Annotated in this window: 17 protein-coding genes; 15 read left to right on the top strand and 2 right to left on the bottom strand. The window is 40.1% G+C overall.

Translation table 11 applies throughout. The annotated features are described in order from the left end of the window. The first annotated feature begins 11 nt into the window (after window positions 1–11). From ACZ5O6_RS06275 to ACZ5O6_RS06250, 6 genes are all read left to right on the top strand, one after another. The gene (locus tag ACZ5O6_RS06275; RefSeq protein ID WP_447091613.1) at window positions 12–959 is read left to right on the top strand and encodes a chemotaxis protein CheV; all 948 of its coding nucleotides are present in this window, start codon (window positions 12–14) and stop codon (window positions 957–959) included. 66 nt (window positions 960–1025) lie between these two features. Continuing rightward, the gene (locus ACZ5O6_RS06270) at window positions 1026–1886 is read left to right on the top strand and encodes a CheR family methyltransferase (protein ID WP_447091612.1); all 861 of its coding nucleotides are present in this window, start codon (window positions 1026–1028) and stop codon (window positions 1884–1886) included. A gap of 248 nt (window positions 1887–2134) precedes the next feature. Beyond that, complete coding sequence (gene flgB, locus ACZ5O6_RS06265) at window positions 2135–2536, top strand: flagellar basal body rod protein FlgB (RefSeq protein WP_447091611.1); 402 nt, start codon at window positions 2135–2137, stop codon at window positions 2534–2536. Between the two features lie 43 nt (window positions 2537–2579). Then, entirely contained in the window at window positions 2580–3002 is a 423-nt protein-coding gene (gene flgC, locus ACZ5O6_RS06260; protein WP_447091610.1) for a flagellar basal body rod protein FlgC, read from the top strand. 64 nt (window positions 3003–3066) lie between these two features. Beyond that, complete coding sequence (locus ACZ5O6_RS06255; RefSeq protein WP_447091609.1) at window positions 3067–3786, top strand: flagellar hook assembly protein FlgD; 720 nt, start codon at window positions 3067–3069, stop codon at window positions 3784–3786. A 42-nt stretch (window positions 3787–3828) separates the two neighbouring features. Next, entirely contained in the window at window positions 3829–6468 is a 2640-nt protein-coding gene (locus ACZ5O6_RS06250; RefSeq protein WP_447091608.1) for a flagellar hook-basal body complex protein, read from the top strand. Between the two features lie 26 nt (window positions 6469–6494). Here the strand turns inward: ACZ5O6_RS06250 and ACZ5O6_RS06245 are convergent, their stop codons facing one another. Then, complete coding sequence (locus ACZ5O6_RS06245; protein WP_464283484.1) at window positions 6495–6956, bottom strand: hypothetical protein; 462 nt, start codon at window positions 6954–6956, stop codon at window positions 6495–6497. Window positions 6957–7001: 45 nt separating this feature from the next. On the opposite strand from ACZ5O6_RS06245, the gene ACZ5O6_RS06240 reads away from it, so the two are divergent. From ACZ5O6_RS06240 to flgL, 7 genes are all read left to right on the top strand, one after another. Continuing rightward, entirely contained in the window at window positions 7002–7742 is a 741-nt protein-coding gene (locus ACZ5O6_RS06240; RefSeq protein ID WP_447091607.1) for a flagellar basal body rod protein FlgF, read from the top strand. 27 nt (window positions 7743–7769) lie between these two features. Further along, window positions 7770–8555, top strand: coding sequence for a flagellar basal-body rod protein FlgG (gene flgG, locus ACZ5O6_RS06235; RefSeq protein ID WP_447091606.1), 786 nt, complete (start codon window positions 7770–7772; stop codon window positions 8553–8555). Window positions 8556–8637: 82 nt separating this feature from the next. Then, entirely contained in the window at window positions 8638–9282 is a 645-nt protein-coding gene (locus tag ACZ5O6_RS06230) for a flagellar basal body L-ring protein FlgH (protein WP_447091605.1), read from the top strand. Between the two features lie 8 nt (window positions 9283–9290). After that, window positions 9291–10403, top strand: a complete 1113-nt coding sequence (locus ACZ5O6_RS06225; RefSeq protein ID WP_447091604.1) for a flagellar basal body P-ring protein FlgI — start codon at window positions 9291–9293, stop codon at window positions 10401–10403. Between the two features lie 13 nt (window positions 10404–10416). After that, window positions 10417–11391, top strand: a complete 975-nt coding sequence (gene flgJ, locus ACZ5O6_RS06220) for a flagellar assembly peptidoglycan hydrolase FlgJ (protein ID WP_447091603.1) — start codon at window positions 10417–10419, stop codon at window positions 11389–11391. 48 nt (window positions 11392–11439) lie between these two features. Next, entirely contained in the window at window positions 11440–14613 is a 3174-nt protein-coding gene (gene flgK, locus ACZ5O6_RS06215) for a flagellar hook-associated protein FlgK (protein WP_447091602.1), read from the top strand. A gap of 25 nt (window positions 14614–14638) precedes the next feature. Beyond that, window positions 14639–15904: a flagellar hook-associated protein FlgL gene (gene flgL / locus ACZ5O6_RS06210; RefSeq protein WP_447091601.1), complete on the top strand. Its 1266-nt coding sequence runs from the start codon at window positions 14639–14641 to the stop codon at window positions 15902–15904. A 1-nt stretch (window position 15905) separates the two neighbouring features. Here the strand turns inward: flgL and ACZ5O6_RS06205 are convergent, their stop codons facing one another. Continuing rightward, on the bottom strand, window positions 15906–16214 hold the full coding sequence (locus ACZ5O6_RS06205; RefSeq protein WP_447091600.1) for a flagellar protein FliT: 309 nt from the start codon (window positions 16212–16214) through the stop codon (window positions 15906–15908). Between the two features lie 297 nt (window positions 16215–16511). On the opposite strand from ACZ5O6_RS06205, the gene ACZ5O6_RS06200 reads away from it, so the two are divergent. Together ACZ5O6_RS06200 and ACZ5O6_RS06195 are read left to right on the top strand one after the other, a co-directional pair. Beyond that, the gene (locus ACZ5O6_RS06200) at window positions 16512–19322 is read left to right on the top strand and encodes a flagellin N-terminal helical domain-containing protein (RefSeq protein ID WP_464283483.1); all 2811 of its coding nucleotides are present in this window, start codon (window positions 16512–16514) and stop codon (window positions 19320–19322) included. A 340-nt stretch (window positions 19323–19662) separates the two neighbouring features. Further along, window positions 19663–22491 carry a flagellin N-terminal helical domain-containing protein gene (locus ACZ5O6_RS06195; protein WP_464283482.1) on the top strand — a complete coding sequence of 943 codons (2829 nt, stop codon included), beginning with the start codon at window positions 19663–19665 and terminating at the stop codon, window positions 22489–22491. Window positions 22492–22566: the final 75 nt, after the last annotated feature.

Here is a 22566-nt window from a genome sequence, read left to right as displayed (position 1 = left end):
GAGGGTAGTTTATGGCTAGCGTATTAGATTCTGTTAATCAGAGAACGCAGTTAGTAGGTAAGAACCGCCTAGAGCTATTGTTATTTCGTTTGGGCTCTAAGCAACTCTACGGTATTAATGTCTTCAAAGTAAAAGAGGTCTTACAGTGCCCAGCGCTTAATCAAATTCCACAGCGACACGAAGTCATAAGAGGGGTTGCCCATATTCGCGGTGGAACCATCCCTATTATGGATATGAATTTAGCGATAGGCCAAGCAGCCGTTGAAAATATTGAAGACTGTTTTGTCATCATTACTGAATACAATGGGTCAACGCAAGGCTTTCTTGTTCAGGCCGTAGAGCGTATTGTTAATACGAATTGGGAATCCATTCATCCGCCACCAAAGGGTTCGGGTGACGAAAACTACCTAACCGCGGTAACTAAGTTGGATGAACACTTGGTCGAGATTATTGATGTAGAAAAAATTCTCGCTGAAGTTTCACCATTGGATGAGTCAATTAGTGACGGTATTATCGAGGACGGTATTTCTGAGAGAGTCATCAAAAAGCATATTCTTATTACTGATGATTCATCAATTGCTCGTAAGCAAATACAGCGTGTGGTTGAGCAGATGGGCATACAAACAACGCTTAAAAAAGATGGGCGTGAAGCGCTAGATTACCTTGAAGGTTTGGTTGCGGAGGGTAAAGACCCTAACGAAGAGCTCGTTTTGGTCATATCCGATATAGAAATGCCAGAAATGGACGGGTACACCTTTACGGCTGCCGTGCGTGATAACCCTAAACTCAAAGACTTACATATTATTTTGCATACCTCTTTGAGCGGTGTCTTTAATGAAGCGATGGTTAAAAAAGTAGGGGCTGACGACTTTTTATCTAAATTTAATCCCGATTTGTTAGCGCAACGTTTAAATGATCGCATCTTTGATATGACAGGTGAAAAACTTATTGAAGAATAATATAAGTCCTATTAATACTCTGCTATTACGGTAGTGGATTTTTATTCATTAAATATCGAGAACTCTGTGACAGAACCGCTACCTAATGCATCGCTTAATTTTTCTGAGGATTGTCTCGACTTCAAGGCATTTTGTGATTATTTACAAGAGGCAAGCGGTATTACCCTGACTCCCGGGAAATCTTATTTAGTTTCTGCCCGTATTCGAAATATCATGGTTTCTCATCAAATGGCAGATCTGTCTGAGCTGACAGGTGCTCTTAAAAAAAATGACAAAAGGTTGCATCAAGAAATTATTGATGCAATGACAACCAATGAAACCTTTTGGTTTCGAGACGATTACCCCTTTCTATATTTCACAAACTCTTTACTACCGCAATGGGCTTCGCCAGATAATAGAGAGTCTTCCATTAAAATTTGGTCCGCTGCTTGTTCGTCAGGACAAGAACCTTATTCTTTGGCTATGCTATCTGAGGAGTTTAAAGAAAAAAATGTATTTAATAAGCGTATCGAGATATTAGCAACTGATTTATCCAATGCAATTTTGCAAAAAGCCCGGCAAGGCGTGTTTGATAAACTGTCAGTAGATCGAGGCTTATCTCAGCAACGACTGAGTAAATTCTTCTCAGAAACTAATGGCCATTACCAAGAATGGCAGGTCAATACTGAGCTAAAGCGTTATATTCAGTTTAGAGCAATTAACTTATTGGATTCTTTTAATAGTTTAGGGCAGTTCGATATTATATTTTGCCGAAATGTGCTGATTTATTTTACTCGAGAAACCAAAAGTGACATTTTAAAAAGAATGCATAAATGCCTCAAGCCCGACGGTTATTTGTGTCTAGGCTCTTCAGAAAGTTTGGCGGGCGCAAAAGACTTGTTTTCTATGGTTCACTGCAAGCCGGGTATTATTTATCAAGCAAAATAGTGTCTTTATTTTTTAATGTGATGATTAGTTTTTAATCGTTACTATTTACTCTCTTCTTTAACTCATCATTTTCGCTATATCAAAAAATATAATTATAAGATTTTAAAATCTTAGCGGAAATTTCTTGCCGTCCATCTTTTAATTTTAAAAATTATATTATTAAATCCATTAAAAACAACAGCTTATTTTTTTGGCATATTGCTTGCTAATTAATACTTAGTAATGAGAAATGTTGAGTAGGCACAATTATGGCAATTAACTTTAATAATGCGTTAGGTGTTCATGAGCAGGCTTTGCGTCTTCGTTCAGATCGTGCAGCGTTATTAGCAGATAACTTAGCGAATGCTGATACACCAGGGTATAAAGCAAAAGACATCGATTTTAAAGCGGTACTAGGTGGTCAAGTGCAAATGAATGCTTCAGGATCTTCTATGAAAAAAACACATGGTATGCATTTTTCTACTTCTATGCAAAATTCTGAATACGATATGTTATATAGAACACCTCAGCAGCCATCTATTGATGGAAACACAGTAGAAGAGCAAATAGAAAATGCAGAGTATATGAAAAATACTTTGGCTTTTGAGGCAAGTTTTAATTTTTTAAATGGAAAATTTAAAAAGCTTACATCAGCAATTAAAGGTGAATAGTATTTATTTGTTCACTAAACTAGCAATTAATTTGAGGTTAATTATGTCATTAGATAATGTTTTTTCGATTGCTGGGTCAGGTATGAACGCCCAAAGTTTACGCCTTAATACAACAGCAAGTAATATTGCTAATGCAGATTCTGCTGCGTCAAGTATTAACGAAACCTATCGAGGTAGGCATCCTATTTTTGCCGCTCTGCAAGATACGATGAATCTTGATAAACATGGAAACAAAGGCGTTGGCGTTAGTGTGCTAGGTGTTGTTGAAAGTGATGCGCCTCTACAGCCTCGCTATGAGCCTAATCACCCGTTATCAAATGATGAAGGTTATGTTTTTTACCCGAATGTTAATGTCGTTGAAGAAATGACTAATATGATATCGGCTTCTCGCTCTTTTCAAATTAACGTAGAGGTTATGAATTCTGCAAAGCAGATGATGCAACGCACATTGTCGTTAGGCCAATAATTTTTATTAAGTATTAGAACTAAAAAACTTTTAGATTAGAAATATGTAACATATTGGTGTTCCTATGATTAATTCTATTTCAGAAAATAGCTTTCTAAACTCACTGAGTATACAAACTCAAAGAGAAGAAGAGGCGGCAGAAAATGAGGCGGCAGGTAACGAGCTAGGGCAAACGGCATTTTTAGAGCTAATGATTACCCAGATGGAAAATCAGGACCCTTTAAGTCCACAAGAAAACTCTGAGTTTATTGCTCAATTAGCGCAATTTAGTTCAGTTGAAGGTTTAGAAAGATTAAATTCTAATTTTGATAGTTTTAGTAGTAGCTTTATTTCAAATCAGGCATTGCAAGCCTCTTCTTTAGTTGGGCGTTATGTCTCTGTTCCTTCAAGCGAGGCTGAACTTGTCGAAGGTAGCTTTATTGGCGGTAATATTGAATTACCAGCAGCAACAACGAATATGACAATGAATATTTATAATGCTCAGGGCTCACTTGCAGAACAAATACCAATGGGAGCACAAGCTGCTGGCGATGTGGTCTTTCGTTGGGACGGTAAACGTATCGAAATTAATGGTGAGTTATCAAGTTGGGAGTCAGATAATCCGATAATTTCTGGAGATTATCGTTTCGAGGTAGTCGCTACGCAAAATGGTGAAACAGAGCAATTAAGTACAGCGCTGACAGCAAATGTTAACAGTGTGACCTCTGATGAAAATGGGCAGTTAATACTCAATCTTTCAGGTATGGGTGCTGTCAGTATTAATGATGTGAAACAATTTAACTAATTAAATTGAACCTCTAACAAAGTAGTAGCTTAGGAGAGAAATATGCCTTTTAACGTAGCCTTAAGTGGAATTAGAGCGGCAAATAGCGATTTGCGTGTTACAGGTAACAATATCGCAAATGCATCAACAACAGGGTTTAAAGAATCACGCGCAGAATTCGGTGATATTTATTCAACATCAGCGTTAGGGTCGGGGCTAAATCAAGCTGGCAGTGGTGTCAGAGTTCAAAATATTGCTCAGCAATTTACGCAAGGTAATATTTCGTTTACAGAAAATTCATTGGATTTATCTATTAGTGGCTCAGGTTTTTTTGTGACCAACTTTAATGGAGACCAAACTTACACTCGCTCAGGGACATTTGGTTTAGACCAAGAGGGCTTTATTGTAAATAATGGTGATGCGAGGCTTCAAGGTTTTGATGCAGACAGTAGTGGTAATATTAGCGGCCTCATTGGTGATATTCAAATTCAAACTACTAATATAGAGCCTACGGCCACTACTGGTGTGGATATTGCCCTCAATGTTGATTCACGAGAAGATGTTATTCAAACAACAGGCACGCGTTATATTTCCTCAGGCGGTTCAGCGGGGGCTAACGAAAATGGTTATGCTGCACAAACCCTAGATTTTACTAACCCTCAAGGTGTAACCACATCATTTACGACAACCGCATCGGATAATACATTCGATACTGTAAGCTCATTAAATCGCCTTGCCGGCATCACAGCGACATCTACCGCAACCGCGACTCTTTCTGCATGGAGTAGTGGACTTAATGTTACGGTCAATGGAGCTGCTCTAACTAATACGAATATCTCTCAAGCAACTGCTACAGAAATTACTAATTTACCGGGTTTAACTGCGACTTACGATAATGTGGCAGGGACAATTAGTGTTGTTTCTACTATTGGTGATTTGGTCTTTGAAGCGACAGGGAGTGGAGGAGCTGATCAATTACTCACATTAACAGGCTCTTCTGGATTGCCGCAAACACTTGAGTTTGATGGCGCAGGCGATTTAGTCGCAGCAGGTAATTTGGGCGTTTCTGGAGCCCTCACAATGACAGCGACAACCGCATCACTGAACCAAAGTAGCTCCGGCCGGTTTATCGGCGGTACTGCAACTATTCCTTTAGGTCTGGCGACAGCATTAGCCGGTGCGAATGACTATGATTTTAATATTACGGTTGACGGAACAGCATCCGCTGCGGCCATTAGCTTGCCTGTTGCAGATTATGGAAGCTATAACGCAATGGCAAGTGCTTTACAAACAGAAATAGATGGAGATGTTAATTTAAACGGTCTAGGTATCACGGTGACTTACGATACTGATCATTTTGTGTTTACTTCGCCATCTTCTACAGGGGCTGCATCGACGGTTGCTGTTACTGCTGTAGGTGGTAGCGCTAATGATCTAGGTATTGCTACAGGAAGTGCCGTTGCAGGCACTGATGCTGATGCATATGACTTTAATTTAACTATTGATGGCACGGCATCAGCGGCTGCGATAAGTCTGCCAGTGGCCAATTATGCGGATTATGATGCTATGGCAGCGGCTCTTGAGACTGCAATCAACGCAGATACAAATATATCCGGTGTGAGCGTTGTATTTGATACGGATCACTTTGTTATTAGTTCTGGTTCAACAGGAACGACATCCACTGTGTCAATTACTGCTGTGGGAGCAGATGCTAATGACTTGGGAGTTGTTGGTTCTACAGCAGTAGCTGGTGTTAGTGATATTACGGTTGGTGGATTAATTACTTTAGAGCTAGATGAGGGTTATTCGCTTACAGATAATTCTGGAACGCCTATTTTTGATAATCCCGCCACGAGTTTTGTCAACAATGCCTTTGATCCCACATCGCCAGATACCTATAACCATTCGACATCGGTAACGATATATGACAGCTTGGGTAATTCACATGTTATGCAGCAGTATTTTGTCAAACAACCTTATGATCCTAATGACGCCACTACTTTTGCTAACCACTGGCAAATGGCGGTACAAATTGATGGCCAAAATGTTGGAGATCCAGTTATTTCGGCGCCTACAACACCAACAGTAGCAATTTATGATTTATTTTTTACGGCTAATGGTGCTTTGAACGAAACATTATCCGATACTTTATTGATATCTAACTGGACATCCATTGATGAGAATGGCAACCAATTGGGAGCTTTGGGGCCGCTCAATGTGGCTAGTGGTGGCTCAATTCCTGTTGCTGAGCCTGCCATTAACTCAAATTTTGAAATCGATATGGGTGGGTCGACACAAGTAGGTAGCGATTTTGAAATAAGAACGTTAGATCAAAACGGTTCTACCACAGGGCGTCTAGTGGGAATTGACGTTGATGATTCAGGTGTGATTTTTGCTCGATATACGAACGGAGAAAACCAAATACTCGCACAAGTGGCTTTAGCTGATTTTCCTAATTCTCAAGGCTTGCAGGCCAATGGCGATTCTTCGTGGGCCCAAACCTTTGAATCTGGCGAACCTATTATCGGTGGTCCAGGTACAGCCTCGTTAGGTCTTATTCAATCGGGAGCGTTAGAGGATTCTAATGTAGACCTTTCAGAGCAATTAGTTAATCTAATTATTGCTCAGCGTAACTTCCAGGCTAATGCAAAAACGATCGAAACCGCAGATCAAATTACTCAAACTATTATTAATTTACGTTAATTTCTCTTGACTGCTTGGATGTATTTTTAAAAAATATTTCCAAGCTCCAAGCTCCAAGCTCCAAGCTCCAAGCTCCAAGCTCCAAGCTCCAAGCTCCAAGCTCCAAGCTCCAAGCTCCAAGCTCCAAGCTCCAAGCTCCAAGCTCCAAGCTCCAAGCTCCAAGCTCCAAGCTCCAAGCTCCAAGCTCCAAGCTCCAAGCTCCAAGCTCCAAGCTCCAAGCTCCAAGCTCCAAGCTCCAAGCTCCAAGCTCCAAGCTCCAAGCTCCAAGCTCCAAGCTCCAAGCTCCAAGCTCCAAGCTCCAAGCTCCAAGCTCCAAGCTCCAAGCTCCAAGCTCCAAGCTCCAAGCTCCAAGCTCCAAGCTCCAAGCTCCAAGCTCCAAGCTCCAAGCTCCAAGCTCCAAGCTCCAAGCTCCAAGCTCCAAGCTCCAAGCTCCAAGCTCCAAGCTCCAAATTCCAAGCCCATATTCTTTGGCACTCTTCTTGCTCCATATTAATTATCTACCTTAACTGACAAAAAACTAACAGGTACCGGTAATGGATAAGGCTCTCTATATCGCGATGACATCAGCAAAAAATAATATGCTTGGTCAGGCTGTGCGCTCAAATAATTTGGCGAATGCCAATACCACTGGATTTAGAAGTGACTTTGAGCAAGCCCGTAGTATGGGTGTTTATTATGGTGATGGTTTGCCAACAAGAGCTTTTGCTTTAACTGAAAACCCTCAAACAAACTTTACAAAAGGTACATTAATCGAGACTGGTCGTGACCTAGATGTTGCTATCAAGGGAGATGGTTTTATTGCTGTTCAAGCAGAAGATGGCACAGAAGCTTATACCCGTGCAGGTAGTATGTATATCGATAGTGCTGGTGTACTAAGAACAGGCAACAATTTGCCCGTTATGGGCAACTCTGGTCCTATGGCCATTCCTGAGTTTCAAAAATTAGAAATAGGGTTAGATGGCATTGTCAGTATTGTTGGCAAAGGGGAGGCGCCCGATGCACTAACTCAAGTTGATCAAATTAAGTTAGTTAACCCTGATGAAGGGAATATTAAAAAAGGCAAAGATGGACTTATATATGCCGACCAAGACTTAGCTAATGACCCTACCGTTTTTTTAACGTCGGGCTTTTTAGAGAGTAGCAATGTAAACCCAGTGAATGAATTAACTAGAATCTTAACGTTGGCTCGACAGTATGAGATGTCAATTAAATTAATGAAAACAACAGAAGAAAATTCACAAGCATCGGCGCGATTATTGCAAACCAATGGTTAACGTAATTTTACAAACAAAGAGGCTATTATGAACCCTGCTCTTTACATAAGTAAAACTGGATTGGCTGCACAGGATAGGCAGTTAACATCAATCTCTAACAACTTATCCAATGCTTCCACTGTTGGCTTTAAAAGAGATCGTGTTAATTTTGAAGATTTATTGTATCAAATACAAAAACAACCGGGTGGGCAGTCATCGCAAAACACGCAGCTTCCTTCAGGTTTACAACTGGGTACCGGTGTCCGTGTCGTCGCAACACAAAAGCAATTTACCGGTGGTAGTTTACAGGTAACGGAACAACCACTTGATCTAGCCATTAATAATAGAGGATTTTTCAAAATTCAAATGCCTTCTGGCGAAACAGCTTATACTAGAAATGGACAATTCCATTTAAATGCAAATGGTGAAATTGTTAATGCCAGTGGTTTTTTACTTGAACCGTCTATCGTTGTTCCCGAAAACACTAACAATATTACTATTAGTCAAGATGGTGTTGTTTCAGCTAGTATTTTAGGTGAACCCGCACCTCAAGAATTGGGACAAATTCCGTTGGTTGATTTTGTAAACCCTGCTGGCCTTCAAGCATTGGGGGGAAATATTTTTGCGCAAACGGCATCTAGTGGCGATCCTCAAGAAGGTACAGCGAGTGAGGCGGGATTAGGTTCGATTATTCAAGGTTCCCTAGAAAACTCTAATGTTGATATTGTTGAAGAAATGGTAAATATGATTACCACTCAAAGAGCTTATGAAATGAACTCTAAGGTTGTATCTACTGCAGATCAAATGTTGCAATTTATTTCACAAAACTTATAAGTGTGGGTCTTTACTTATGGTCAATAAAAATCGCTATCTGATGCTCTTTATTATACCCATAATTTTTTTAGTGGCAGGGTGTATGCCTTCTTCTGTAAAACCTGATGACCCTATGTATGCTCCAGTTTTACCTGAACCTAAGCCGATTCCTAAGCCCACTAACGGTAGTTTATTTCAAGAATATCAAGGTCTATCGTTATTTGGTAATACAAACAATCATCGTATTGGCGACATAATCACCATTACTCTTGATGAAAGAACAGTATCATCGAAAAGTAATGGTGTTGATATAGATAAGGATAGCGATGTTTCTTTATTAGAAGGAGGTAACTCTACATTTTTTGGCAGAGATACAGCGAAAAATTTGCCTATAGTTAATGATGTCACCATTCCATTGTCATCATCACAGTCACGAGCATTTTCTGGTGATGCTTCTGCTGATCAAAGTAATCAGCTGCAAGGAAATATTAGTGTCACTATTGTAGATATACTAGAAAATGGGAATCTCGTTGTTCGCGGAGAGAAATGGATGACTCTAAACAGGGGAGAGGAATATATTCGAGTGAGCGGAATTTTGAGAAAAGAGGATGTCAATTTACAGAATACAGTTTCGTCTACTAAGTTGGCAAATGCGAGAATTTCTTATAGCGGAACCGGTGAGTTAGCTAATTCGCAAAAAATGGGTTGGTTAGGTCGTTTTTTTAACAGCGTCATCTGGCCTTTTTAGTGAATGTTATGGATAAAAAATATTACCAATATAAAATTTTATTTCTCATTTTATTACTGGTTAGCCAGTATTCCTCAGCGGAAAGAATTAAAGACATTAGTACTTTGTTGGGTGTGCGCAGTAACCCTTTGATTGGTTACGGCCTGGTTGTGGGGCTTGATGGTAGTGGTGATCAAACTAATCAGACTCCATTCACGACAGAATCTTTTATCAACATGCTTAAACAGTTTGGTATTTCTATTCCAGAAGGTGCCAGAATGCAATTAAAAAATGTTGCTGCTGTTGCCATTCACTCAGAACTCCCTCCTTTTGCGAAAGCTGGTCAGCAAATAGATATTACTGTTTCATCTATTGGGAATGCCAAAAGTTTACGCGGAGGCACTCTTTTGATGACGCCGCTAAAAGGAGCCGATGGAAATATTTATGCTTTAGCCCAAGGTAATTTAGTGGTTGGTGGTCTTGGTGTTGATGGTCTCGATGGATCAAAACTAACCATCAATATTCCTAGCGTAGGCAGAATACCTAATGGTGCAACGGTAGAAAGATCAGTGCCGACAACATTCGCCGCAGGGCAACCCATCATTTTTAATTTACATCGAAATGATTTTACTACCGCTAAACGAGTTGCGGATAGTATCAACGACCTTCTTGGCCCTAAAGTCGCACAAGCGACGGATTCGATGTCTATTGAAGTTAGAGCACCTAAAGATCCATCGCAACGGGTAAATTTTATTTCTTTACTTGAAAATATAGAAGTCACCCCTGGTGAAGCTGCCGCTAGAATTGTCATTAATTCACGAACAGGCACTATTGTAGTAGGTAGTCATGTCAGAGTGTCACCGGTTGCGGTTACACATGGTAGCCTTACCGTTACTGTGGCAGAAGATGTGGAAGTTAGTCAGCCAGAAGCACTTGCTGATGGTACCACCGTCGTATTGCCAAAAAGCGATGTTACTGTCGATGAGTCGCTTAACCCTATGTTTAAGTTTGCACCAGGCCCAACCATTGATGAGGTTGTTCGTGCTGTTAATGAAGTGGGCGCGGCACCTGGAGATTTAATGGCTATTTTGGAAGCGCTTAAGCAAGCAGGCGCACTTAAGGCGGAATTGGTAGTTATTTAGTATAGGTAAGATAATGATAAATTCTATTCAAAAAGATATGTCATCGCTAATTGCTCAACAGTCTTATACCGATTTGTCTAGTTTGCAAGATATAAAAAAAATAGGTAACGAAGACAAAAATTTAGCATTGCGTAAAGTAGCAGAGCAATTTGAATCTATGTTTATTCAAATGATGCTAAAAAGTATGCGTTCAGCTAATGATGTATTTGGGAAAGATAACCCTTTAAATAGTTTTGAAATGAAGCATCATCAAGATATGTATGATAAACAGTTAAGTTTATCTTTAGGTGCCTCAAATAATTTAGGTTTGGCCGATGCATTTTATCGACAAATGTCTAATAATTATGGCCTAAATTCATCAAGTAAAGAATCAGAGACCCAGAAAAAATTTGATGTGTCTAGTATTCCTAGAAATGATATTTCTAATTACCCACTTATCAATAAAGCTCAATACGAAAGTAGAGAAAGTATAAGTTATTCACTTAATACTAGTGTGGTGGAAAGTGCCCAAATTTTATTGGGTGGTATTTCTTCACCGAAGGAATTTGCCGATGCATTAACACCATATATGAAAAAAGCAGCCGATATTTTAGGTGTTGATTATCGTGCTTTAATTGCCCAGTCAGCGTTAGAGACAGGGTGGGGTAAGCATATTATTCAAGATACTTATGGAAAATCTAGTTTTAATTTATTCAATATAAAAGCAGATAATCGCTGGGGCGGAAAATCTGTTGCTGTTCCTACGGTGGAGTATGTTAATGGTGTTGCGAAAAAAGAAGTCGCAAATTTTAGGCGTTATAACTCTCTAGAAGAAAGTATTTCAGATTATCAAAATTTTATTACTCAGCAGCCTAGATATTCACAGGCTTTATCATCTCCGACAACAGAAGGTTATATAGAAGAATTACAAAAAGCAGGTTATGCAACAGATCCGTCTTACGCGGAAAAAATTAAAAATATTATGAATAATATGTTAGTTAGCCATTAATAATGATGAAGCAAAAGAACAGCCAATGCATTTGTAGGAAAATATAATATGACTAGCGATATTTTAGGTGTCAGTATTAGTGGCTTACGTGTTAGCCAAAATGCCTTGAGGACAGTCGGTCATAATATATCGAATGCCAATACAGAAGGTTATACTCGGCAAGCAACAGATATTACATCGCTGGGTGGAACACAAGGTGGTGTGGGATTTTTAGGGAATGGGGCATATACCAGCAATATTGAGCGAGTAGTCAATGAATTTGTAACCTCGCAGGTAAGGCAAGATACCAGTCTTCATAGCGAACTGAATATTTACAATCAAAATATATCTCAATTAAATGATTTATTAGCAAATGAATCAACCGGCTTGTCTACGGGAATACAGTCTTTTTTTTCTGCAATGCAAACGGCGAGTGATTCGCCAACATCTTTGGCAAGTCGCCAGTTAGTTGTTAGTGAGGCTGACAATTTAACGGATAGATTTTCAACGCTTGCGAGCCGAGTTAATAGCATCAACGACGGAGTTATTCAAAGTATAGAGGCAGCAGTTTCAAATATTAATAATTTAACAACAGAAATTGCTAACCTTAATAATAAAATCACCGAATTTTCTGGTGCTTCAGGCTCACCCAATGACTTGCTAGATCAGAGAGATTCTGCATTATTAAAATTATCAGCATTGGTGTCGGTGAGTATATCTCAACAAGATGATGATCAAGTGAATGTTACGGTAGGCAATGGTATTCCATTAGTTTTAGGTTCACAGAGTACGAGTATCGCACTGGGTCAAAATGAATTTGACCCTGAAAAACCTGAAATTTTACTATCGAGCAGCACTATTAGTCAGTCGGTAACGAGTGCATTTTCAGGAGGAGAAATAGGGGGCTTACTTGATTTTCAAAATACGGTGATTAACCCTACTTACAATGAAATTGGTCGTATTGCTTTGGTCATTGCTGATAATTTTAACGAATTACAACAACAAGGCATTACACTTAATAATAATTATGGTAGTAATATATTTACTGATATTAATGATGCCACGGCAGCGAGAGGTCGTATTTTAGGCAATGAAAACAATGGTAATACAACACCGGATATTCTCGTTGAAATTAATAATAGCTCACAGTTAACAACGAGTGATTACCAGCTAACCATTTCGAATGACGCAGGTGTGTATAGTATTACACGTTTATCGGATAATACGAATGTGGCATCAAATATAGTACCAACCGAATTCCCTGCTACGATTAATTTTGATGGTATAGACCTTGTTATTACCTCTTCTGGTTTTTCTGATGGTGACCAATTTTTAATTCAACCCACAAAGTTTGCAGCACAAAACTTTTCTACAACAGGTATAGATGCTAATGATGTTGCACTAGCGATTCCCTTTGAAACTCAATCGCATATAGGCAATGTTGGTAATGCCAGTATATCTGCAGGAGAAATGCTAAGCATGGATAGTGCTAGCGGAGAAGCGCTTGCTTTGTTCTCCCAAGTGGGGCAAATGTCTCCGCCACTGATCGTTAAATTTACCACATCGACCACTTACGATATTTTAGATAACAGTGACCCTGGCAATCCTGTTGATTTATCGCCTCCTATGCGTAATCAAACATATACGCCAGGTATTCAAAATAGCCTCTTTAGTTCAGATAGCGGTGCAACGCTTGTAACATCCTTAGGCTCTGCTATTGGTTTGCCTGCAGGTAGTACTCAGGCAACGCAAGCAGCGCTTAAGCCGTCATCAACAGCGCCTATATTTTCAGGTATTGATTTTAGTAATACAGCTAATCAATTTTCTTTCGATCTTGTTGTTGAAGGAACCCCAGCAGGCACTTCGGATGGCACCTTTACAATAAACATTGATTCTGCAGCGATTACTGATAGTAACTCTTTGTTGGCGGCAATAAATGATGATCTATCGATGGCAGGTAGCCAAGTGCGCGCATATATTACCGACACAGACGAAGGGGGAAGTATTGCTTTTGCCAGCAGTGAGCATGGCGTGGGTGATATTACAGTTCAAAACTATAATGCGGATCCTGATGGTAATTTAGATGTTGCTCTTGCAGGTCAGGCAAATGCTTTATTAGGTTTTGATATAGAAAGTAGCACATTTACGACGGTGGCTAATGCTAATGGAATTAGTGGTATTGGCAATACCACTAATAGCTACCCAGTCGAAACATTGACGATTGTTACAACTGATGATGTTACTGGTATTACGAATTCACAAAATATTTTTACATCAGCAGATGCTAGTGCTAGAACGACGGCTAGTCAATTGTCTAATTTGACAGGTGTTACTGCTAATGCATTTAATACAATGGAATTACGTGCATCTTCACTGAGTATATCTGAGTCGGTCCAATTATCATTGAATGGCGAGAACTTAATTGATTATGATGCCGGTGTTGTTGCTTCATCCGTTCCCTCTTCATCACTGAATAACGGTGAAGATTTCAATGATTATTTAGCCAATGAAATTAATGCGAATGCTAACCTTCAAGCTTTAGGTATTAGAGCAACGAGTCGGTTTGATGCAGCAAGTAACGAATACTATGTAGATATTCAGTCAAAGTTTGGTGATGACTTTACTGTAGAGTTAACATCATCCGCGACTGGAGGCGGTAGCATATCTATTAATGATGGCATTAATGCCGATGTAGTGATGACTGGTAGTGGTTCTAGTACAACGACTCAGGCTGTTATAGGCGGAAAGATAGATGTGACGTTAGATAACAATGTGAGCTTTTCAACAACACCAGGAACGAGTGAAATATTTGGCGATAGTAGCGCTACGAATTTTTCTCAAACTGCTTATCTGGGAATACAGGCGAGCATTTCTGGTACACCAGAATCGGGAGATTACTTCACCTTAAATTTTAATACTAATGCTGCCTCTGATAATCGCAATGGAGTTTCTATGGTCGGCCTGCAGCAGGCCGGTAGTATTAATGGTGGCGAGCAAAGTTTCCAACAAAATTATAATCAATTAATAGAGTCAATAGGGATTAGCGCGAATAGCTCACAAAATAATACCGAAGCAGCAGCCAACGTATTAGAGCAAACAACAAGTTTAAGAGATTCTATTTCTGGTGTAAATCTTGATGAAGAGGCAGCAGACCTTATTCGTTATGAACAACTTTATTCAGCGAATGCACAGGTGATTAGTGTTGCTCGTGATTTATTTGATCGACTGTTGAGTAGCTTTTAAGAAGTTATTTCACTAGGAAAATATTATGCGTATATCTACATTACATATCTATAATCTTGCCAATACTAGTATGGCTAACGCAAATAATGAGATTGTAAAAACACAAGAACAGTTATCGACGGGCAAGCGAGTATTAACCGCTGCAGATGATCCTGTGGCCGCTACACAAATCCAACAACTCACAGATAATTTAGCGGTTATTGATCAATACACTAAAAATATTGCAACGGCTAAAAATAACTTAGCTATTGAAGAAACTGCACTGGAAGGCGTCACCAATCTTGTTCAGCGCATTAAAGAACTCGCAGTGCAAGCAGGTAATACTGCCAGTTTATCCAGTAGCGAATACAATGCATTAGCTACCGAAGTTGATTCAAGAATTAACGAGTTGGTAAGCCTAGCGAATACACAAAATGCTAATGGTGATTATATATTTTCCGGTTATAGCAGCCAAAATCCGACTTTTTCTGGGGATAATATTAATGGTTTTCGATATGGTGGTGATGATGGTCATATCAACATTAAAGTGGATGACAATACGTTTGTAAAAGCCAGTGACTCAGGGCGAGATATTTTTACAGATATTCCACATAGTGAAAATACAGTGGTTACATCGGCTAATCCTAATAATCGATCATCACCGGCCATAACTGTATCTATAGGTGAGGTGGTTGATCAACAGGCTTACGATGATTTTTACCCAGAAGATATGGTGATTACCTTTAATGAGGATAGCAACCTTTCACCAGAAGCGCGTAATTTTACAGTGACTGAAAAATCAACGGGTAAAATAATTGCTGAAAATCAAGCTTATGCTGCTGGTGAAGCGTTAGTTTTTAACGGTGTTTCAATGACTATTAGTGGTAACCCCGCACCTGCAGATATAGGGCAGGGGTTAAATGGCGATCAAGTTTTTGTAGACTCAACGGCAACACAAGATGTTTTAACAACTTTGATTAGATTTCGGGATGCCATGGAAAATTTTGATGCCTCCCAAGAATCCATAGATAAACTATCGGCAACAGTAGCTAATACATTGACTAATTTATCTCAAGTACAAGATTCTGTTGCGAAAGTAGTAACCGAAATTGGCGCAAGGGTGAATACACTAGAAAGTACAGAGGAGCAGCACTTAGATACAGAGTTAGTATCAAATACCATATTGTCAGATATTCGTGATTTAGATTATGCAGAAGCCGCTAGCAGGCTTTCTGCGCAAACACTAATATTACAAGCAGCTCAAGCGAGTTTTTTACGAATTAGTGAATTAAATTTATTTTCTAGATTGTAGGTTATTTGTCTAAATAAAATTCTTTGGCTTTTTGTCCCTTTTTAAAACCTATCAAAGAGAGTTGATATTGATTGTTTTTGTTTTCTGCTAATTGATTGATTTTTTCGTTAAGACTATTAATTTCTTTAACGATTTCAATGATTATCATTTGATTCTCTTTTTCTTTTTCGTCCAAACTTGATTTTACTTGTTCAATCAAGTCTTGCCTATTTTTTTCTTTTTTTGCTAATTCTTCCCACCGATCAACCTGAGCTAGTTTCAGCATATCTTTTGTGGTGTCCAGCATAGATAAAAATAAATTCCTCTTCATTTTTAACCTCTACATTATTGGATTATTAAAATAGCTTGGTTAGCCATTTTGGGATGGTGGCAAAAAACTGCCATCTATTAATTTTTCTATATTGTAAGTATAGCTACATAGCGATAACTTGCTGTTATTTTTAGAAATTTATTTTTTGGCATAGCGATTGCTATCTTAACGTTGTCTACTTAATTTAAAAACGTATTTGTCTTATGCATCTATAGTTTTTTCAATATTTTTAACTATATAGAAAAATTTATAGAGGTTTTTATGACTTATTTAACATATATACCTAGGAGATAGGCTATGCCTTTAGTGATTAATACCAATGTGTCTTCGTTGAATTCCCAGCGACAAATGATGACATCTGGCAATGAGCTAGATCAAGCTATGGAGCGCTTATCTTCCGGTAAGCGGATCAACAATGCCGCAGACGATGCGGCAGGTTTATCGATTTCGAATCGATTTACGTCACAAATTCGTGGTTTGGACCAAGCAATTAGAAATGCCAATGATGGTATCTCATTGATCCAAACCGCTGAAGGCGCTTTGGATGAGTCAACGAATATCTTGCAAAGAATGCGTGAACTCGCGATTCAATCATCCAATGGTATTTATTCTGATGTTGATCGCGCAACACTTGATGCTGAAGTTCAACAGCTAGTAGCAGAACTTGACCGCATTGCCGACACCACTAGTTTTAATGGCCAGAAAATTCTTGATGGTACTCTTGGTAGTGTAGAGCTGCAAATTGGTGCCGAAGCCAACGAGACCGTTTCTTTTTCTATTCAAGAAATGAATACCCAGTCATTGGGGCTTGGGTCAACAAGTTCTGATTTGTCAGGTGATAGGCTTGCTGACTTAACCCAAATTAATGATACCGATAATGCCGGCGTCTCTTTCGGAGATGGCGATATTCTAATAAATGGACAGGCGTTGTCATCTTTTGATGGGACAACACCAACACCAGATACGTTACAAGACATTATTGATGACATAAATACAAATGTTGATGGTGTAACAGCTTCTGGCTATAACGTAATTCAAGCAAACGCTGTTGGCACAGGGGCTATGAATACTACAGATGTACTCACTATTTCTGTCTTTAGTGCAGCGGATAATTCACAAACCGACTTTACCTTTACGGGAACTACTGATCTGGCAGACCTCGTGAGTGACGTTAATACAAAAGCGGCTGGTTTAGTGGATGCTGCAATTGATGATAACGGCCGACTTGTGCTGTCAAATGATACTGGGGCTGCGATAGGTTTGAGTTATGAGAATACAGTATCTGGTAGTGGAGATACAATTTCAGATATATTAGGTATTAGTAACACTGGTGCAACAAACCAAGGGGGTGAAATTCCAAGTGATTCTACAGAATTTGTTGCCTCTGCAGATGATGTTGCTCTATTTTCTGGCCAATTAGCTCTTAGTTCAGATGATGGCTCTGATATTTCCATTACCAAAGGTGCGAATGGTACAGATGCAGATTTAGCAAATTTAGGTTTCCGTGAAACGTCATCAAGTGGAGTTTCTGGGATAGCCCTTAGCACAGTTAATCAAAATCTCGATATTGCTGCTGGTGATGTCATTATTAACGGCACCGCTATTGCTGCTACTTCCGGTGACGATTCTCTACAAGCAAAAATTGATAACATCAATGATGTTACAGCGACGACTGGGGTTATAGCGACAGCGACAGCTTCACAATCTTATACTTATGATGGCACAATTGACCCCGTAGAAGTGACAGCGGCCACAGCATTTGCTTCGCCGTCCACGTCATTTAATCAATTGCACGGTACGGTGGCACCTTCGGTTTTTGATTTCTCGACAACGGGTACAGAATTCACTGTGACAGATGGTGATGGTACTGCCACAGTCGTAGACTTAGATACAAACGTCACCAATGCGGCAGGTTTGGTCACTGCAATCAATACAGAGTTGGCAGGTAATAATGTTGAAGCCTATCTTGATAATAATAGCCGTTTAGCATTTAGGGATACGGTTTCTAACACGGGTACTTTCGCATTAAGTGCCGCGACTAATACGGAAACGGCTGGCGATTTAAACAAAGCTCTGGGTTTAGATATTGAAGGCTTAAATGGTGGTTCCGGTACTATTACAAGCTCGGCTGCCGGTTTTGAAATCAATGGGGTTGATATCGATTTAGCAGCCGCTCAAAGCGACGGTTTAATTACTGCGACAGAAGTTGCTGACATTGTTAATGACAGTACAGCGACACATGGCGTTACAGCTTATGTCGATGATACAGATAAACTACACTTTGCTTCAGCCAACCCATTTGATTTAGCAGACGATGCAAATGGTACAGGTTTTGTGAGCCGTCTTGACACTGGTGGTACGCTGATCGCAGGTACCCATAGTACTGCTATTACGGGTACTAACGGTTCTCTTAATATTAATGGGGTCGAGATTTCTAGTATTGATGTAGATGATATTGATGCTGCTGTAACGGTGATTAACGCGGCACAAGCATCAACGGGGGTAACTGCGGCATTGGATGAAAATGGCGAGATAGAGCTCTCTAGTAATTCCAGTATTACCTTAGCTGCCGGCCAAACGAATGGTGTAGCAACAGGTTTAGTTCTAGGACTTAATTTTACTGATTCAGATGCAACCGAAGGTGTGCTTGATCCGCAAACGATTAATGCAGGAATTGAGTTGTCATCAGTTAATAGCAGCAGTCCAATTTCTGTAGAAGTCACCGCTAATGGAGCAACAGCAACAGGTTTAAAAGACCTTAACACTGACCTTAGCAGTACCGTTACTGGCTCTGCACTTTCCAGTATTAATGTTGCGACTGTTGCCGGAGCACAAGCCTCCATTGATTCTATAGACAATGCCTTGGAAACCATTAACGCAACACGTTCTGAACTCGGCGCAATTAATAACCGTCTCGACTTTACAGTGTCTAACTTAGCGAATGTTTCTGAAAATGCTTCCGCTGCACGGTCAAGGATTGTTGATGCGGATTTTGCGGCAGAAACCGCAGCTTTGAGTCGTGCACAAGTGTTGTCTCAGGCCTCACAAGCAATGCTCGCGCAGGCGAATGCAGCGCCTCAGCAGGTGCTGTCCCTACTTCAAGGCTAACGCTAGTATAAATTAATATTGATTACAAAAAGGCCAATAAAGAGAAAAACTTTATTGGCCTTTTTGCATTTTTTAGAATAATTTTTTTCTTTTTTTTTTAAGTCGCTACATTTTAATCATAAGAAAAGCCAAAAAAATGTCGTTAATTTTAAAAATGCTAATTAAATCAAAAGCATAAGTTTTTTCACTTCAGTTTACCTTCTTGCGAATATTGTTTTCTCTCATTAAAGCCTATCTCTTATTTGTCGATACCCCGTGTAAGACCTTAGAAATTTATTTCTGCCGTCATATTAGTCAGCCCAAAGGTTGGCATTTATTCACACTTAAATAGGAGGCCACCATGCCTTTAATGATTAACAGTAATATTGCATCACTGAATGCACAGCGCCAGTTAACCAGCGCGGGTGCAGAACTTGATCAGGCGAGCGAACGCTTGTCTTCAGGTAAACGCATTAACTCGGCAGGCGATGACGCAGCCGGTCTTTCTATTGCTAACCGTTTTACTTCTCAAATTCGCGGTTTAGATCAAGCAGTACGTAATGCCAACGATGGTATCTCTCTTATTCAAACGGCTGAAGGCGCGTTGGATGAGTCAACAAATATTTTGCAACGTATGCGTGAACTAGCGGTTCAATCATCGAATGGTATTTATTCAGATTCAGATAGAGCTACATTAGACGCCGAAGTTCAGCAGCTAGTAGCGGAACTGGATCGTATTTCTGAAACCACAAGTTTTAACGGCCAAAAAATTCTTGATGGCACACAAGGTAGTATAGAGCTGCAAGTGGGTTCAGAAGCCAATGAAACTATTTCGTTTGAGATTGCAGCAGTAAGTTCTTCTACTCTTGGTTTAGGGTCAACCTCTTCTGATCTTTCAGGAGATAAAGTACAAGATTTGTCTAACTTTAATACTAATGTTGCTGGTGATAATGCCAATACAGAAATTACTTTTGGACAAGACGATATCTTGATTAATGGTCAAGGTTTATCTGCCTTTGATGGTAATAGTCAAAGTTTACAAACGATTATCGATGATATTAATACTAATGTTACTGGGGTTAGTGCTTCAGGTTATAACATTCTTGAAGCAGGAACTGTGGGTACTGGTGTGATAGATTCAGGTGCCTCTGAGGTATTAACACTATCAGTCTTTAATGCTAGTGGTACAGAAGCTACTCAGCTTGAAACCCAGTTTAGTTTCACTAGCTCTGCTTCATTAAGCGACCTAGCCAGTCAAATTAATACGCAAACAGGTGGTTTGGTTGATGCCAGTATAAATGATAACGGTCGTTTAGTACTATCCAATGATACCGGTGGTGCTATTGGTTTATCATTTACCAATGGTACTGGCTCAAATGGGTTGACTGAGGTTTTGGGTTTAAGTAATTCTGATGTTACTGACCAAGGCGGTAGCATTGGTGCGGCAAATGAGTTTAATTTAACATCTGCTTCAGATGAAGCCGTATTAATTACGGGTAACTTAGCCTTGACGTCTGACGATGGCTCAGATATTTCTATTTCTAAAGGTGCGAATGGTACAGATGCAGATTTAGCTAGTTTAGGCTTCCGTGAAACGTCATCCAGTGTAGTCTCTGGGATAGCCCTTAGCACAGTTAATCAAAATCTCGATATTGCTACTGGTGATGTAGTAATTAACGGCACCGCTATTGCTGCCACTTCCGGTGACGACTCTCTACAAGCTAAAGTGGATAATATTAATGCCGTTACGTCGGAGACAGGGGTTATAGCGACAGCGACAGCTTCACAATCTTATACTTATGATGGCACAATTGACCCCGTAGAAGTGACAGCGGCCACAGCATTTGCTTCGCCGTCCACGTCATTTAATCAATTGCACGGTACGGTGGCACCTTCGGTTTTTGATTTCTCGACAACGGGTACAGAATTCACTGTGACAGATGGTGATGGTACTGCCACAGTCGTAGACTTAGATACAAACGTCACCAATGCGGCAGGTTTGGTCACTGCAATCAATACAGAGTTGGCAGGTAATAATGTTGAAGCCTATCTTGATAATAATAGCCGTTTAGCATTTAGGGATACGGTTTCTAACACGGGTACTTTCGCATTAAGTGCCGCGACTAATACGGAAACGGCTGGCGATTTAAACAAAGCACTGGGTTTAGATATTGAAGGCTTAAATGGTGGTTCCGGTACTATTACAAGCTCGGCTGCCGGTTTTGAAATCAATGGGGTTGATATCGATTTAGCAGCCGCTCAAAGCGACGGTTTAATTACTGCGACAGAAGTTGCTGACATTGTTAATGACAGTACAGCGACACATGGCGTTACAGCTTATGTCGATGATACAGATAAACTACACTTTGCTTCAGCCAACCCATTTGATTTAGCAGACGATGCAAATGGTACAGGTTTTGTGAGCCGTCTTGACACTGGTGGTACGCTGATCGCAGGTACCCATAGTACTGCTATTACGGGTACTAACGGTTCTCTTAATATTAATGGGGTCGAGATTTCTAGTATTGATGTAGATGATATTGATGCTGCTGTAACGGTGATTAACGCGGCACAAGCATCAACGGGGGTAACTGCGGCATTGGATGAAAATGGCGAGATAGAGCTCTCTAGTAATTCCAGTATTACCTTAGCTGCCGGTCAAACGAATGGTGTAGCAACAGGTTTAGTTCTAGGACTTAATTTTACTGATTCAGATGCAACCGAAGGTGTGCTTGATCCACAAACGATTAATGCAGGAATTGAGTTGTCATCAGTTAATAGCAGCAGTCCAATTTCTGTAGAAGTCACCGCTAATGGAGCAACAGCAACAGGTTTAAAAGACCTTAACACTGACCTTAGCAGTACCGTTACCGGCTCTGCACTTTCCAGCATCAGTGTAGCTACATCGTCTGGTGCACAATCTGCAATCGATTCGATTGATACGGCGCTAGAGACCATTAACTCGACGCGTTCAGACTTGGGTGCGATTAATAACCGCCTCGACTTTACGGTGTCTAACTTGGCAAATGTTTCTGAAAATGCATCGGCGGCTCGTTCGCGAATCATGGATGCTGACTTTGCCGCAGAGACCGCATCGTTGAGTCGTGCGCAAGTGCTACAGCAGGCTTCACAGGCAATGCTTGCACAAGCAAATGCTCGTCCACAGCAGGTCTTATCGCTTCTTAACTAATCGTTAATGATACGGTAAATGTAGTCTTGATGGGCTACCTAGGTAGCCCATCACTTTAGAGCAAAAGAGTAGGTA

The organism is Eionea flava, from assembly GCF_055393785.1.
Note: the sequence above shows the minus strand (reverse complement) of the source record. Positions and strands in the feature narration are given on the sequence as shown.

Excerpts from the sequence above, each read along its gene's own strand:
- flgL (WP_447091601.1), top strand. The coding sequence starts at position 14,639 with ATGCGTATATCTACATTACATATCTATAATCTTGCCAATACTAGTATG.
- ACZ5O6_RS06230 (WP_447091605.1), top strand. The coding sequence starts at position 8,638 with ATGCCTTCTTCTGTAAAACCTGATGACCCTATGTATGCTCCAGTTTTA.
- flgB (WP_447091611.1), top strand. The coding sequence starts at position 2,135 with ATGGCAATTAACTTTAATAATGCGTTAGGTGTTCATGAGCAGGCTTTG.
- ACZ5O6_RS06275 (WP_447091613.1), top strand. The coding sequence starts at position 12 with ATGGCTAGCGTATTAGATTCTGTTAATCAGAGAACGCAGTTAGTAGGT.
- ACZ5O6_RS06195 (WP_464283482.1), top strand. The coding sequence starts at position 19,663 with ATGCCTTTAATGATTAACAGTAATATTGCATCACTGAATGCACAGCGC.
- ACZ5O6_RS06240 (WP_447091607.1), top strand. The coding sequence starts at position 7,002 with ATGGATAAGGCTCTCTATATCGCGATGACATCAGCAAAAAATAATATG.
- ACZ5O6_RS06205 (WP_447091600.1), bottom strand. The coding sequence starts at position 16,214 with ATGAAGAGGAATTTATTTTTATCTATGCTGGACACCACAAAAGATATG.
- flgJ (WP_447091603.1), top strand. The coding sequence starts at position 10,417 with ATGATAAATTCTATTCAAAAAGATATGTCATCGCTAATTGCTCAACAG.
- flgK (WP_447091602.1), top strand. The coding sequence starts at position 11,440 with ATGACTAGCGATATTTTAGGTGTCAGTATTAGTGGCTTACGTGTTAGC.
- flgC (WP_447091610.1), top strand. The coding sequence starts at position 2,580 with ATGTCATTAGATAATGTTTTTTCGATTGCTGGGTCAGGTATGAACGCC.
- ACZ5O6_RS06225 (WP_447091604.1), top strand. The coding sequence starts at position 9,291 with ATGGATAAAAAATATTACCAATATAAAATTTTATTTCTCATTTTATTA.
- ACZ5O6_RS06245 (WP_464283484.1), bottom strand. The coding sequence starts at position 6,956 with ATGGAGCAAGAAGAGTGCCAAAGAATATGGGCTTGGAATTTGGAGCTT.
- ACZ5O6_RS06255 (WP_447091609.1), top strand. The coding sequence starts at position 3,067 with ATGATTAATTCTATTTCAGAAAATAGCTTTCTAAACTCACTGAGTATA.
- ACZ5O6_RS06200 (WP_464283483.1), top strand. The coding sequence starts at position 16,512 with ATGCCTTTAGTGATTAATACCAATGTGTCTTCGTTGAATTCCCAGCGA.
- ACZ5O6_RS06250 (WP_447091608.1), top strand. The coding sequence starts at position 3,829 with ATGCCTTTTAACGTAGCCTTAAGTGGAATTAGAGCGGCAAATAGCGAT.
- flgG (WP_447091606.1), top strand. The coding sequence starts at position 7,770 with ATGAACCCTGCTCTTTACATAAGTAAAACTGGATTGGCTGCACAGGAT.